Annotated in this window: 14 protein-coding genes; 11 read left to right on the top strand and 3 right to left on the bottom strand. The window is 59.7% G+C overall.

All coding sequences use genetic code 11. The features are described 5' to 3' along the window. The first annotated feature begins 6 nt into the window (after positions 1 to 6). The 10 genes from AC2FF8_RS15395 to smpB all read left to right on the top strand — a co-directional run bounded on the left by AC2FF8_RS15395 (position 7) and on the right by smpB (position 8,225). A complete protein-coding gene (locus AC2FF8_RS15395) occupies positions 7 to 1,374 on the top strand; it encodes an MFS transporter (protein WP_425079936.1) in 1,368 nt (455 codons plus the stop codon). Continuing rightward, on the top strand, positions 1,371 to 2,234 hold the full coding sequence (gene mepA, locus AC2FF8_RS15390; protein ID WP_496880120.1) for a penicillin-insensitive murein endopeptidase: 864 nt from the start codon (positions 1,371 to 1,373) through the stop codon (positions 2,232 to 2,234). The genes AC2FF8_RS15395 and mepA overlap by 4 nt, the downstream gene beginning before the upstream one ends. Next, entirely contained in the window at positions 2,207 to 3,091 is an 885-nt protein-coding gene (locus AC2FF8_RS15385) for an esterase-like activity of phytase family protein (RefSeq protein WP_496880119.1), read from the top strand. The genes mepA and AC2FF8_RS15385 overlap by 28 nt, the downstream gene beginning before the upstream one ends. 91 nt (positions 3,092 to 3,182) lie before the next feature. Beyond that, positions 3,183 to 3,830, top strand: a complete 648-nt coding sequence (locus tag AC2FF8_RS15380) for a queuosine precursor transporter (protein ID WP_425079938.1) — start codon at positions 3,183 to 3,185, stop codon at positions 3,828 to 3,830. 263 nt (positions 3,831 to 4,093) lie between these two features. Continuing rightward, on the top strand, positions 4,094 to 4,513 hold the full coding sequence (gene arfB / locus AC2FF8_RS15375) for an alternative ribosome rescue aminoacyl-tRNA hydrolase ArfB (protein WP_496880118.1): 420 nt from the start codon (positions 4,094 to 4,096) through the stop codon (positions 4,511 to 4,513). A gap of 60 nt (positions 4,514 to 4,573) precedes the next feature. Next, positions 4,574 to 5,320, top strand: coding sequence for an SDR family oxidoreductase (locus tag AC2FF8_RS15370; protein ID WP_170346759.1), 747 nt, complete (start codon positions 4,574 to 4,576; stop codon positions 5,318 to 5,320). 82 nt (positions 5,321 to 5,402) lie between these two features. Then, positions 5,403 to 6,419 (top strand): P1 family peptidase, encoded by a 1,017-nt coding sequence (locus tag AC2FF8_RS15365; protein WP_496880117.1) that lies wholly within the window; start codon positions 5,403 to 5,405, stop codon positions 6,417 to 6,419. A 113-nt stretch (positions 6,420 to 6,532) separates the two neighbouring features. Next, on the top strand, positions 6,533 to 6,946 hold the full coding sequence (locus AC2FF8_RS15360; protein WP_170346757.1) for a c-type cytochrome: 414 nt from the start codon (positions 6,533 to 6,535) through the stop codon (positions 6,944 to 6,946). 201 nt (positions 6,947 to 7,147) lie between these two features. After that, entirely contained in the window at positions 7,148 to 7,690 is a 543-nt protein-coding gene (idi, locus tag AC2FF8_RS15355) for an isopentenyl-diphosphate Delta-isomerase (protein WP_496880116.1), read from the top strand. Positions 7,691 to 7,748: 58 nt separating this feature from the next. Continuing rightward, entirely contained in the window at positions 7,749 to 8,225 is a 477-nt protein-coding gene (gene smpB, locus AC2FF8_RS15350; protein WP_170346755.1) for an SsrA-binding protein SmpB, read from the top strand. Here the strand turns inward: smpB and glpK are convergent. The 3 genes from glpK to panB all read right to left on the bottom strand — a co-directional run bounded on the left by glpK (position 8,222) and on the right by panB (position 11,457). Beyond that, positions 8,222 to 9,700 (bottom strand): glycerol kinase GlpK, encoded by a 1,479-nt coding sequence (gene glpK, locus AC2FF8_RS15345; protein WP_496880115.1) that lies wholly within the window; start codon positions 9,698 to 9,700, stop codon positions 8,222 to 8,224. The two genes, smpB and glpK, sit on opposite strands and share 4 nt — an antisense overlap. Before the next feature lie 69 nt (positions 9,701 to 9,769). Continuing rightward, on the bottom strand, positions 9,770 to 10,621 hold the full coding sequence (gene panC / locus AC2FF8_RS15340) for a pantoate--beta-alanine ligase (protein WP_496880114.1): 852 nt from the start codon (positions 10,619 to 10,621) through the stop codon (positions 9,770 to 9,772). Next, positions 10,618 to 11,457: a 3-methyl-2-oxobutanoate hydroxymethyltransferase gene (panB, locus tag AC2FF8_RS15335; protein WP_496880113.1), complete on the bottom strand. Its 840-nt coding sequence runs from the start codon at positions 11,455 to 11,457 to the stop codon at positions 10,618 to 10,620. Before panB ends, panC begins: the two co-directional genes overlap by 4 nt. A gap of 169 nt (positions 11,458 to 11,626) precedes the next feature. On the opposite strand from panB, the gene AC2FF8_RS15330 reads away from it, so the two are divergent. After that, positions 11,627 to 13,114, top strand: a complete 1,488-nt coding sequence (locus tag AC2FF8_RS15330) for an ABC transporter substrate-binding protein (protein WP_496880112.1) — start codon at positions 11,627 to 11,629, stop codon at positions 13,112 to 13,114. Positions 13,115 to 13,144 lie beyond the last annotated feature (30 nt).

Raw genomic sequence — 13,144 nt, 5'->3', positions numbered from 1 at the left:
GCAGAGATGGCAGAGATTTCCAAGCGCAGGCGCATCTGGGGCTGGTGGTTCTTTGACTGGGCCAGCCAGCCTTATCACACCCTTCTGGTCACCTTTGTCTTTGGCCCCTACTTCGCTGGCGTCGCCGCCGGGTATTTCACCACTGAAGGGCTGGATGCGCAGGCGGCAGCGGCGCGTGCACAGACCGTTTGGGCCAACTGTCTGACGATCACCGGGTTGATCATCGCCTTCGGCGCGCCACTGCTGGGGGCGATGGCGGATGTCTCGGGGCGGCGCATCCCGTGGATATTTGCCTTTTCGGTCATGTATGCGGTCGGGTCTGCGGCGCTTTGGTACACAATGCCCGATGGCTCGAACATGTGGCTGATGCTGTCGGCTTTCGGTTTTGGCTTCGTAGGTGCGGAATATGCGCTGATCTTCATCAACTCGCAGCTACCCGATCTGGGCGATGACAGCGAAGTGGGCGAGATATCGGGCTCGGGCTTTGCCTTTGGTTATTTTGGCGGGCTGATCTCGCTGGCGATCATGCTGGCGCTGTTTGTGGAACAGCCAAACGGCAAAACCCTGATCGGGATGACGCCCGCCTTTGGTCTGGATGCCGCCACACGGGAAGGCACGCGTTTTGTCGGCCCCTTTACGGCAACGTGGTTCATTCTGTTCATGGTGCCGTACTTTCTGTGGGTCCGCGACGATGCGGTGACGGACAAGACGGGAAGCGTGGGTGAGGCGCTGCGCCTGTTGTCGAAATCAGTGTCTAACTTGCGTTATCGCGTCAGTCTGGCCAGTTACCTCGGTTCGTCCATGTTCTATCGCGACGCACTGAACGGGCTGTACAGTTTTGGTGGTGTCTACGCGCGGCTGGTATTGGAATGGGATCTGATCAAGATCGGAGTATTCGGGATCGTCAGCGTTCTCGCCTCGGCCGTTTTTGCGTGGCTTGGGGGCAAGGCAGACAAGAAATACGGCCCGAAACCGGTGATATTGGTGGCGATCTGGGTATTGATTTTCGTCTGCGTCACAGTGGTGTCGATGGACCGGACGCAGATCTACGGCATCGGCCTGCCTGACGGATCCAACCTGCCTGATCTGGTCTTCTTTGGCTGTGGTGTGCTGATCGGTGGCATGGGAGGCATTCTGCAATCGGCCAGCCGTTCGATGATGGTGCGCCACACCGACCCTGAAACTCCGGTCGAAAGCTTTGGTCTTTATGGTCTGTCGGGGCGCGCGACCGCTTTTGCGGCACCGTTGTTGATCGGGATTGCAACAACCGCAACCGGCAGTGCGCGTCTGGGGGTGTCACCAATCATTCTGTTGTTTATTCTGGGTCTATTCCTGATGCGCTGGGTCAGACCTGAAGGGGATCAGAGCAGATGATTTTATTACGTTTTTTTGCACTACTGGTAATAGCCGCGCTGGCACATACGGCATCGGCGCAGCCCTTGGCAAAGCAGTTGTTCGGGGCACAGAAGGTAAGCTCGCAACAAAAAGCAGCGGCGTTCGGCAGTTATTCGCGCGGATGTGCGGCCGGATCGGTACAATTGCCCGAAACCGGGCCCACGTGGCAGGCAATGCGGCTGTCGCGCAATCGCAACTGGGGACATCCCGAGGCAATTGATTACGTGCAGGACCTCAGCCGGTTCGCGGCGAAACAGCCGGGTTGGAACGGTCTCTATATCGGGGATATCAGCCAGCCGCGGGGCGGGCCAATGACTTCGGGGCACCGCTCGCACCAGCTGGGGCTGGATATCGATATCTGGATGCTTCCGGGTGACAACATGCGCCTGTCGCGCAAGGCGCGCGAGAGTATTTCGTCCGTATCGCTGCGCCGCTCGAACGGTGCCTACGTCAACAGCAACTGGACCAAACAGCACCACGCGGTGCTGCGCGAAGCCGCCAAGGACAAGCGCGTGGCACGTATCTTCGTGTTCCCCGGCGCGAAAGTTCAGATGTGCAACGATGAAAAAGGCAACCGGGCCTACCTGCGCAAGATCAGGCCCTGGTGGGGGCATCACTACCACTTTCACGTACGCCTGAAATGCCCAAGAGGATCAAAGGGATGCGTCAACCAGGACGCACCACCCAAGGGCGATGGCTGTGCCGAGGCGCAACAATGGGTGCGTAACATCCTGAACCCGCCGCCGCCCGACCCGAACGCGCCGGCGCCCAAGAAACGCCGGGAATATGTGCTGGCCGATTTGCCGAAACAATGCGCCTCAGTCTTGCAATCCAAGTAGGTGCGGCACTGTTTCTGGCCACGGCGGCCCCTGGAGTGGATGTCAAAACCGCCACACATCAAAGCAGTTTTGCATGGCGCCACAAGGCGGATTGGTTCGGTGGATTCTCGGCGCTGCACATTTCCGACAATGGGCAGCAGATGATGGCGCTGAGCGACCGGGCGCGGTTGGTGACGGCGCGCATTGACCGTCTTGATGGAGAGATCACCGGCCTTCGCATTCTGGGGCAATGGCCGGTTCTGTCCAGCAATGGGCATATCATGTCAGGCGGCGTTGGCGATTCCGAAGGGATTGCGGCGGCTCCTGACGGTGGGTTCTATATCTCATTCGAAGGGGTGCACCGCGTCGCCCATTACCCCGCACCGGGCACGAAGGCGCGTGTATTGCCACGCCCGCAGGCATTTCAGCATCTCGCCGACAACGGGTCCTTTGAAGGTTTGGCCATCGATGGGCGCGGGCGGCTGTATACGCTGCCGGAAACAAACCGCACCTCGGTCGGAGATATTCCCGTCTATCGCTGGAATGGCCAAACCTGGTCGACCCCTTTTGTTCTGCCCCAGCGCGGTTGGTTCAAGCCGGTTGCCGCTGATTTCGGTCCTGATGGGCGGTTTTATGTGTTGGAGCGAAGCCTCTCGGCAATCGGGTTTCGCTCGCGCCTGCGGCGGTGGGATCTGGCAGGCGACATGCCAAACGCCGAGAAAACCCTGTTCGAAACCGGAACGGGCGCGCATGACAACCTCGAAGGCTTGTCGATCTGGCGGGATGATCAGGGACGTTTGCGGGCCACGATGATCTCGGACGACAACTTTCTGGCGCTGCAACGGACCGAGTTGGTCGAGTATCTGCTGCCCGATTGACACGCGGCAGATGAAGGTCTAAACGCACAACCTGCCTCGGGACGGTCCCTTGGCCAAGTCGCCGCTACCTTGTCAAAACGGGCATCAAAATATGCAACGCAACTTTATTCCCGGCATCATTGCCATGGCCGCCATCGTCGTGGCCTCGAACATCCTGGTCCAGTTCCTGATCCTTGACGGGCTGTTGACCTGGGGTGCTTTCACTTATCCGCTGGCCTTTCTGGTCACTGACATCATGAACCGCGTCTATGGTGTGGGCCCGGCTCGCAAGGTCGTTTTCGCGGGCTTCGTCACCGGGGTGATCTGCTCGCTGATCGGCAGCCAGATCATGCTTCAGGGCGACGGCTTCACCTATGCCGCCGTGCCGCTGCGCATCGCCGTGGCCTCGGGCACCGCCTTTCTGATTGCGCAACTGACCGACGTCACCGTGTTCAACGCCATGCGTGGCGGTCAATGGTGGCGTGCGCCGCTGGTATCGACTCTGGTAGGTTCAGCGCTGGATACCGCTTTGTTCTTCACCATCGCCTTCTCGGCCTCGGTCACCTTCTTTGGCGCCGATGCGGATGCTGCCATCAACTGGGCGTGGGAGCCCGTGCCCTTCATGCTGTCGGGTCCCGAGGCACCGCTGTGGGTGACGCTGGCCTTTGCCGACTGGTTGGTGAAACTGTCGCTGGCCCTGATCGCTCTGATCCCGTTCAAGGTGATCGTTGCGCGACTGACCGCTGCACAGCCTGCGTAAAAAAGTGCTTTGAGAATGGCGCATCTTGTGTCACGCTTCTTTTCAACCGCAACAGATAGAAAAGGAGGTGATCCAGTGTCAAGAAAGAGATTGGAGAGAGGTGTCGGAACAACCGGGGGGACCGCCTGCTAGGGCAGCCCTTGGCCGAGCGTGCGCTCCGGCTGGTCGATTGATCTAACCGACCCGACCTCCTGAACTTTCGAAGGGCCGTCCCGCCGGGGCGGCCCTTTCTGTTTTCAGCCGCGCCAGTTATGGTCTCACCCATGTTGCGCATCTCTGACGATATCACTCTGCAAGACTGGGAAATGACCGAGAGTTTCGTGCGTTCCTCCGGCCCTGGTGGGCAGAATGTGAACAAGGTCTCAACCGCCGTTGAGCTGAGGTTCGAGGCCGCGCGATCCCCTTCTTTGCCCGATCCGGTCAAGAACAGGCTGAAACGGCTGGCCGGGCGGCGCTGGACCAAGGATGGCGCGATCATCATCCAGTGCGAAGAAACACGTTCCCAAGCCCGCAACCGGGAAATCGCACGTACAAGACTGGCGGAACTGATCGGCAAGGCGCTGGTCAAATCCAAGCGGCGCATCGCGACGAAACCCACCTATGGTTCGGTCAAACGCAGGCTTGCGGCGAAAAAGGCGCGGGGCGACGTCAAGGCGCTGCGCGGCAAGGTGTCCGAAGAATGATCTGGCATCTCGTCCGGGCGTTGATAGTCTGGCCATCAATAGGTGCAGGAGAGTAACGCCATGAGGCTGGAGGGAAAAACCGCAATCGTCACTGGCGGTGCATCCGGGTTTGGTGCGGGGATCGCAAGGAAGTTCCTGGCCGAAGGCGCGCGCGTCATGATTGCTGACATCAATGGCGATGCCGCCCATGAGCTTGCAACCCAGCTTGGGTCCGAAGCGGTTGCTCAGCAGGTTGATGTAGGTGAGGGCGCTTCGGTTCAAAAGATGGCGGATGCGGCTTTCTCAACCTTCGGCCATCTGGACATCCTTGTGAACAATGCCGGTGTGACCCACCTGCCGACGCCGTTGGAGGAGGTCAGCGAAGCGGATTTCGACCGTGTTTTCAACGTGAACATGAAATCTGTCTATCTGACCGCCCGCGCATTGGTTCCACCTATGAAGGCACGCGGGGCGGGTTCAGTGCTGAACGTGGCTTCAACCGCGGGCCTGTCGCCGCGCCCGAACCTGAACTGGTACAACGCCTCCAAGGGCTGGATGATCACCGCAACCAAGACGATGGCAGTCGAGCTCGCCCCTTCCGGGCTGCGGGTGAACGCGATCTGCCCGGTCGCCGGGGAAACGCCATTGCTGAAGTCTTTCATGGGTGAAGACACACCCGAAATCCGTGCCAAATTCCTGTCGACCATCCCGTTGGGCCGCTTTTCAACCCCTGAAGACATGGCCAATGCCGCCTGTTTCCTGTGTTCGGACGAGGCCAGCATGATCACCGGCGCCGCGCTCGAGGTGGACGGAGGCCGATGCATCTGATCCGTTCTTCATCTGGCCAAAAATATCCCCGCCGGAGGCAGCGCGCGCCAGCGCGCTTTCCCGCTCGACCACCGAGGTATGCATGATCCCCGGACCCAGAAACCTGATCACGGATGTCGCCGGCCTGATGGTCGGCAACGCACAGAACGCAGCTTTGAAATCAGGCGTCACGGTTCTGACCGGCGCGCAACCACTCCGAGCCTCGGTGCACGTGATGGGCGGCGCACCCGGCACGCGCGAGACAGATTTGCTGGCCGCCGACAAGACCGTTGACCAGGTGGATGCGATCGTGCTTTCGGGCGGGTCGGCCTTTGGGCTGGATGCCTGTTCGGGCGTCATGGATGCGCTGCATGCGCAGGGTCGTGGGTTTCAGGTGGGTTCCGCCGTGGTGCCGATCGTGCCCGGGGCGATTCTGTTCGACCTGCTGAATGGCGGCGACAAGGCGTGGCACCAGAATCCCTATCGCGCCTTGGGCCGTGCGGCGTTCGAATCCGCGTCGGACCGGTTCGAACTCGGAACCGCAGGTGCAGGAACCGGGGCTCTGACCGCGATGCACAAAGGCGGGTTGGGTTCCGCCTCGCTTGTTCTGGACAGCGGTGTCACCGTTGGCGCATTGGTTGCGGTCAATCCGCTGGGCAGTGTCACCACGCCGGGTGACAGGCATTTCTGGGCCGCCCCATTTGAAGTGGACGGCGAATTCGGTGGATTGGGACCTGATCCCAATGCCGGGCTTGGCCAGCCAACGGTCAGTCGCAAAGCGCAGGTGATGCGGTCGGCGAACCCGGACAAGGCCAATACCACGATTGCCATCGTTGCGACGGATGCGGTCCTGAGCAAACCGCAATGTCAAAGGTTGGCCGTTGCCGCCCATGACGGTATTGCCCGCGCCATTGTACCCGCCCACACGCCGGGGGATGGCGATCTGGTATTCGGGATCAGTACGGGCGCGCGAGGTGTCGCCACCGATACCGAACCTGGTGTCATCGGGCATGCGGCCTCGCTTTGCCTGGCGCGGGCCATCGCGCGCGCCGTGTATCTGGCGACTCCGGCAGCAGGCGATCTGTTGCCTTGCTGGTCCGGGGTACATGACAAAAGTTAAGGACAGCCTATTTGTCGCAGTGGCACAGTGAACGCGCGCGGCAATCTGCGCGTTGACTCTTTTTTGCGCCGACGGTCCATTCGGTGCAGCCAATTTGTATCGGAGCAAAAGCTATGAATCGCATCCTCGCTACTGCAATCGTCGGCCTTCTGGCCCTTCCTGCCTATGCTGAAGGCGACGCTGAGGCGGGCAAGAAAACCTTCAACAAGTGCAAGTCCTGCCACATGATCGCTGACCCGGCAGGCGAAGTGATCGTCAAGGGTGGCAAAACCGGCCCCAACCTCTATGGAATCGCTGGCCGCACCGCCGGTACCGTTGAGGGTTTCAAGTACGGAGACAGCATCGTTGCCGCCGGTGAGAAGGGTCTGGTCTGGGACGAGACTACTTTTGTCGAGTATGCTCAGGACCCCAAGGCATTTTTGAAATCCTATCTGGATGACACGTCTGCCAAATCGAAAATGACCTTCAAGCTGAAAAAGGGCGGTGAAGACGTCTATGCCTATATCGCAAGCGTGTCGGGTGAATAACACGTGATACTGTGCACCAATGCACAAGGACCAAAGGCCGCAGCCCCTGCGGCCTTTGGTGCGATTGATAACAATGTGGAACAGCGACACTTTGGTATATGACGGCGGATCGCGAAAAAACGCCGCAACGCCAAGCCCGTCCGGCAACAGCTATAATCAAAATCAGGGCCCGTCAGGCGGATTGGCAGCAGGAGAGGACAGATGGGTATCATGATCCCAGCTTGGGTCAATGGTGAGTTGACCCCTGTAGACAAGCTTGAAGTTCACGAAAAAGGGCTCAAGCACAAGGCTGTGTCGGTTTTTGTCGTTCAGGGGACCGAGATCCTGTTGCAGCGCCGGGCGCTGGGCAAGTACCACACGCCCGGCCTTTGGGCGAACACCTGCTGTACGCATCCAGATTGGGATGAAAGCTCTTCCACCTGTGCCGTGCGCCGCCTGCGTGAAGAGCTTGGGATCACAGGTCTGTATCCCGAATACCGGCACCGGTTGGAATACCACGCCGATGTGGGCAACAGCATGGTGGAAAACGAGGTTGTCGACGTCTTTCTGGCCCATGTCCGCGGCCCGCTGAAAATCGCGCCCAACCCGGATGAAGTCATGGATATCCGTTGGATCGACTATCACGATCTGTTGGCCGAGGTGAAACGCCACCCGGACCGGTTTACGCCCTGGTTGAAGATATACCTTCACAACCATGCTGACACGATTTTTGGCCCGGATCTGATCATTTCTGCCAAATCCTGACCCCGGCTGGAAATCCGTGCCTTGCAAGGGCGGCGCAAGCCGCCTAAATCAACGCGTTATGGCCAAGCAGAAGACAGACCCGAATTACAAGGTAATTGCCGAAAACCGGCGCGCCCGCTTCGATTATGCAATCGAAGAGGACATCGAATGCGGTATCGTTCTGCAAGGGTCCGAAGTCAAATCCCTGCGCGCGGGTGGTTCCAACATTGCCGAAAGCTATGCCACCGTCGATGACGGAGAGCTGTGGCTGGTCAACAGCTATATCGCGCCATACGAGCAGGCCAAAGTGTTCAAGCATGAAGAGCGCCGCCGTCGCAAGTTGCTGGTGTCCCGCAAACAGATGTCCGATTTGTGGAATGCAACCCAGCGCAAGGGCATGACGCTGGTGCCGCTGGTTTTGTATTTCAACCACAAGGGTTTGGCCAAGATCAAGATCGGCATCGCCAAGGGTAAGAAAACCCATGACAAGCGCGAAACCCAGGCCAAGCGCGATTGGTCACGGCAGAAACAGCGTTTGTTGAAAGACCACAGCTAGAACGCCATCGCCGCCTGTACCGCGCGTTGCCAACGGTCATAGGCCGCATCGCGGTCGGCTTGGTCCTGCGTTGGCTCGAACCGGCGATCCAGCGCCCATGTTTCCGCAAACCCGGCCTGATCCGGATAAACACCGGCTTTCATGCCTGCCAGCCATGCGGCGCCCAGGGCTGTCGTTTCTTGCATGACCGGGCGATCCACAGGCGCGCCAAGACAGTTCGACAGGCCTTGCATGGTCCAGTCAGACGCGGCCATCCCGCCATCGACGCGCAGGATGACATCGGCATCGGCCCCCCAGTCGCCCTGCATGGCATGCCACAGGTCGCGGGTCTGGAAGGCGATGCTTTCCAGCGTGGCGCGGGCGATCTCGGCCCGGCCGGAATTGCGCGTCAGCCCGAACAGCGCTCCGCGACAGTCAGGTTTCCAATAAGGCGCCCCGAGGCCGGTGAAGGCGGGCACAAGCACCACATGCTGGTTCGGGTCAGCCCGAGCCGCCAGTTCGCCGCTTTGTGGCGCCGCATCGATGATCTGCAACGCGTCGCGCAGCCATTGCACTGCGGCCCCCGCGATAAAGATCGACCCTTCCAGCGCATAGGTTCGCCGGCCGTCCAGTTGATAAGCGATCGTCGTCAGCAGGCGGTTTTTCGACTGAACCGGCTGTGCGCCTGTGTTCAGCAGCGCAAAGCAGCCCGTGCCATAGGTTGATTTCATCATACCGGGCTGGAAACAGGCCTGCCCGATGGTGGCGGCTTGCTGGTCGCCTGCAACGCCCAGAATGGGAATGTCGCCCCCGAACAAAGTGGTGGTTCCGAAATCCGCGGCGCAATCCTTTACTTCGGGCAAAAGGTTCAGGGGCACGTCCAGCAGGTCGCAAATCTCGGCGCTCCACGTGCCTGAGTGAATGTCGAACAGCAGGGTACGGGCGGCGTTGGTGGCATCGGTTGCATGAACACGGCCTTCGGTCAGCCGCCAGATCAGGAAACTGTCGATCGTGCCGAACAGCAGGTCTCCGGCTTCTGCCCGCGCGCGGGCACCCGAAACGGTATCCAGCAGCCATTTGACCTTGGTGCCCGAGAAATAGGGATCCAGCAGCAGACCGGTCTGAGCGGTAACGTCATCCTCGCACCCGGCCTGTTTGTAGCGGGCGCAGATATCGGCGGTGCGGCGGTCCTGCCAGACGATGGCATTGTGGATGGCCTTGCCGGTCTGTTTGTCCCAGACGACCGTCGTTTCGCGCTGGTTGGTGATGCCGATACCGGCAATCTGATCCGCTGAAATGCCGGTGGTTTCCATCACCTCACGGCACACATGCATAACGCTGGACCAGATATCCTCGGGGTCGTGTTCAACCCAGCCTTCCTGCGGGAAGTGCTGGGGAAACTCCTGCTGGGCAGTGCCGACAGGCCGCATCAGCGCGTCAAACAGAATGGCGCGCGAAGACGTAGTGCCTTGATCGATTGCCAGAATATGGGTCATTTCCGCTCTCCCCCGGTATCGTTTTGCCGGACTTTAGCGCAAACAACGGCGCAGGGGCCAGTGCAGAAATCAGGCCGGATTGACAGGAATATTGTCGATCAGGCGGACGCCGTCGGCCCAGGCCGTGACGAACAGGCGGGCGGGCTGGGTGGCGCTGGACAGGCTTTCCAGTGTCTCGGCACAGCGCATGTCGACATACTCGACTTCGGAAAACCCGACCTTCAGCAGGGTTTCCTTTGCATCCTGCGCCAGTTTGGCAAAGTCTGCGCCCTTGGCCAGATCGTCAGCCACCTGTTGCATGACGCCGTTCATTTGTTCTGCGACCTTCAACCCTTGGGGGGAAAGAAGAAGATTGCGCGACGACATCGCCAGGCCCGAGGGTTCACGCACGGTCGGGCAGCCGATCACCTCGATGGGGATATTCAGATCACGCGCCATCCGGCGGACAACCAGCAGCTGTTGATAGTCTTTTTCCCCGAAATAGGCTCGATCCGCCTGTGTTTGCAGGAACAGCTTGGCAACCACCGTGGCCACGCCTTCGAAATGTCCGGGGCGGAAGGGGCCTTCCATCACGTCGGTCAGACCGGCGACCGATACCGTCGTCGAAAACCCTTCCGGATAGATTTCCTGCGGGTCCGGCACATAGATCGCATCCACACCATACGGGGCCAGCTTTTGGGCGTCTTCATGCTCGGTGCGGGGGTAATTTGCCAGGTCTTCGGGATTGTTGAACTGCTTGGGGTTCACAAAAATCGTCACGATCACCCGGTCGCAGCCCTGTTTCGCCGCCTGTGCCAGTGACAAATGCCCCTCGTGCAGCGCACCCATGGTCGGAACCACGCCGATGGTCTCACCGTTTCGATGCCAAGTGGTGGTTTTGGCACGCAGCTCGGCCAGAGAGCGCAGAATCGGTGTGGTCATGTCTTTTGTCCTCTGGCCGGAGCCTGATCGGCAAAGACGTGTTCATCCGCCGGGAAGGTCCGCGCGCGGACTTCGGCGGCGTATTCGGCAATGGCCGCTTCGGCCAGCGGACCCAGCTCGGCATAGCGTTTGACGAATTTGGGTTTGAAGGCGGTGAAAAAGCCCACCATGTCGTCCACGACCAAAATCTGCCCGTCACAGCCCGCAGATGCACCGATGCCGATGGTCGGGATCGCAATCTCTTCGGTGATCTGGTTCGCCAGACCTTGGGGCACTTTCTCCAGAACGACCGAGAACGCGCCAGCCTCGGTCACGGCGCGGGCGTCTGCCATGACGGCTTCGGCCTGCTCGTCACGGCCCTGCACCTTGTAGCCGCCCAGCGTGTTGATCGACTGCGGCGTCAGTCCGATATGAGCCATCACCGGGATGCCTCGTTTCACCAGAAAGCGGATGGTTTCAGCCATTTCGACCCCGCCTTCCAGTTTGACCGCGCCCGCACGTGTGTCCGCCATCAGGCGTGCGGCGTTACGAAAGGCTTGTGCCGGGCCTTCCTCATAGCTTCCGAAAGGCATGTCGATGACCATCATCGCACTTTTTAGGCCGCGTGATACGGCCTGACCATGCAGGATCATCATCTCCATCGTGACCCCCAGCGTGGATTCCAGCCCGTGCAGCACCATGCCGACGCTGTCACCGACCAGCACGAAATCGCAATGGGCGTCCATCAGGCGCGCCATTGGCGTGGTATAGGCGGTCAAAGAGACCAGAGGTTCGCCGCCTTTTCGGGCGCGAATGTCCTCGGCGTTCGGGGCTTTCTTGCGGGCGGTGGCGCTCATGGATCGCTCCTGCAGTATTATGTTGCAGTGCGGCATAGCAGATCGGACGGGGCCGAAGAAACCCCGGTTGCGCGAACATTCCCTTGATTGACCTGAGGTTTACAGGAAGACTGTCGGTAAAACGGCCCTGAAAACAAGGGCACAACCCGTTTCAGTAGGGAGAGTTCACATGACGAAATTCCTGTTCCGGACATTTGCATCGACCCTGGCCGTAGGGGCCAGCCTGCTTGCCACGCAGGCTTTGGCCAAGTCGGACATCACCATAGCGATGCAGCTTGAGCCTCCGCATCTGGATCCGACAAGCGCCGCGGCGCAAGCCATCGACTCGGTGGTTTACACCAATATCTTCGAAGGCCTGACACGTTTCATGGGCGATGGTTCGGTCGTACCCGGCTTGGCGGAAAGCTGGGAGATTTCCGAAGACGGGACGGTCTATACCTTCAAACTGCACGACGGGGTGATCTTCCATGATGGCACGACCATGGACGCCGAGGATGTCAAATTCAGCCTTGACCGCGCAACCGCGGAAGACAGCGCCAACGCGCAAAAGGCCCTGTTTGCCGGTATCGAAACCGTCGAGGTCGTTGACCCGCTTACGGTCAAAGTCACCCTGTCAGAGCCTAACGGAAATTTCCTGTTCAACCTGGCTTGGGGGGACGCAGTCATCGTCGCGCCCGAGAGCATTGAAAACATCAAGACCAATCCAGTTGGTACTGGCGCCTATACCTTTGGCAACTGGGTGCAGGGTGACAGCATCACACTGAACCGCAATCCCGATTATTGGGGCGATCAGCCTGCATTAGAGACTGCAACATTCAAGTTCATCTCGGACCCGACTGCCGCTTTTGCCGCCATGATGGCCGAGGATGTCGACGTATTTGACAACTTCCCCGCGCCGGAAAACCTGCCTCAGTTCGAGGCCGATCCGCGCTTTCAGGTTTTGGTCGGCTCGACCGAAGGTGAGACGATCCTGTCCACCAACAACAAACAACCTCCGTTTGACAGTATTCTGGTCCGGCAGGCACTGGCCCATGCCATCGACCGGCAGGCCATCATCGACGGCGCGATGTTCGGCTATGGCACCCCGATCGGAACCCATTTTGCGCCGCATCATCCGGCGTATGTCGATCTGACGGGCAATTCGGCTTACGACCCTGAAAAAGCAAGGGCGTTGCTGGCAGAGGCAGGGTTCGAAAACGGGTTTGAGACCACGTTGCATCTGCCGCCGCCGTCTTATGCCCGCCGTGGGGGCGAAATCATAGCGGCGCAGCTGGCCGAGGTCGGCATCACGGCCGAGATCATCAATGTGGAATGGGCGCAATGGTTGGAAACGGTGTTCAAGGGCAAGGAGTTCGGCCTGACCATTGTCAGCCACACGGAGCCGATGGATATCGGCATTTATGCGCGACCTGATTATTACTTCCAGTATGACAGCACGGATTTTCAGGCGCTGATGGACACGCTGAACACCACCACCGACCCCGAAGAACGCACCCGTTTGCTGGGTGAGGCGCAGCGCCTGATCGCAAGCGACTATGTCAATGGGTACCTGTTCCAGTTGGCCAAGCTGGGCGTTGCGAAAGTCGGAGTTCAGGGCCTTTGGAAGAACGCGCCCACCGCCGCAATCGATCTGACTCAGATCAGCTGGTCCGAGTAATAGTACTGCCCAGGCCGCGCTGGGCGGCCC

This window comes from Ruegeria sp. YTSA144, from assembly GCF_059610125.1.
This window is presented reverse-complemented; position numbering and strand designations above follow the sequence as displayed.

Bases quoted from the DNA above. Each gene is read 5' to 3' on its own strand.
- panB (WP_496880113.1), bottom strand. From the start codon at position 11,457: ATGAGCGCCACCGCCCGCAAGAAAGCCCCGAACGCCGAGGACATTCGC.
- mepA (WP_496880120.1), top strand. From the start codon at position 1,371: ATGATTTTATTACGTTTTTTTGCACTACTGGTAATAGCCGCGCTGGCA.
- glpK (WP_496880115.1), bottom strand. From the start codon at position 9,700: ATGACCCATATTCTGGCAATCGATCAAGGCACTACGTCTTCGCGCGCC.
- panC (WP_496880114.1), bottom strand. From the start codon at position 10,621: ATGACCACACCGATTCTGCGCTCTCTGGCCGAGCTGCGTGCCAAAACC.
- AC2FF8_RS15380 (WP_425079938.1), top strand. From the start codon at position 3,183: ATGCAACGCAACTTTATTCCCGGCATCATTGCCATGGCCGCCATCGTC.
- AC2FF8_RS15365 (WP_496880117.1), top strand. From the start codon at position 5,403: ATGATCCCCGGACCCAGAAACCTGATCACGGATGTCGCCGGCCTGATG.
- arfB (WP_496880118.1), top strand. From the start codon at position 4,094: ATGTTGCGCATCTCTGACGATATCACTCTGCAAGACTGGGAAATGACC.
- AC2FF8_RS15360 (WP_170346757.1), top strand. From the start codon at position 6,533: ATGAATCGCATCCTCGCTACTGCAATCGTCGGCCTTCTGGCCCTTCCT.
- AC2FF8_RS15385 (WP_496880119.1), top strand. From the start codon at position 2,207: ATGCGCCTCAGTCTTGCAATCCAAGTAGGTGCGGCACTGTTTCTGGCC.
- AC2FF8_RS15395 (WP_425079936.1), top strand. From the start codon at position 7: ATGGCAGAGATTTCCAAGCGCAGGCGCATCTGGGGCTGGTGGTTCTTT.
- AC2FF8_RS15370 (WP_170346759.1), top strand. From the start codon at position 4,574: ATGAGGCTGGAGGGAAAAACCGCAATCGTCACTGGCGGTGCATCCGGG.
- smpB (WP_170346755.1), top strand. From the start codon at position 7,749: ATGGCCAAGCAGAAGACAGACCCGAATTACAAGGTAATTGCCGAAAAC.
- AC2FF8_RS15330 (WP_496880112.1), top strand. From the start codon at position 11,627: ATGACGAAATTCCTGTTCCGGACATTTGCATCGACCCTGGCCGTAGGG.
- idi (WP_496880116.1), top strand. From the start codon at position 7,148: ATGGGTATCATGATCCCAGCTTGGGTCAATGGTGAGTTGACCCCTGTA.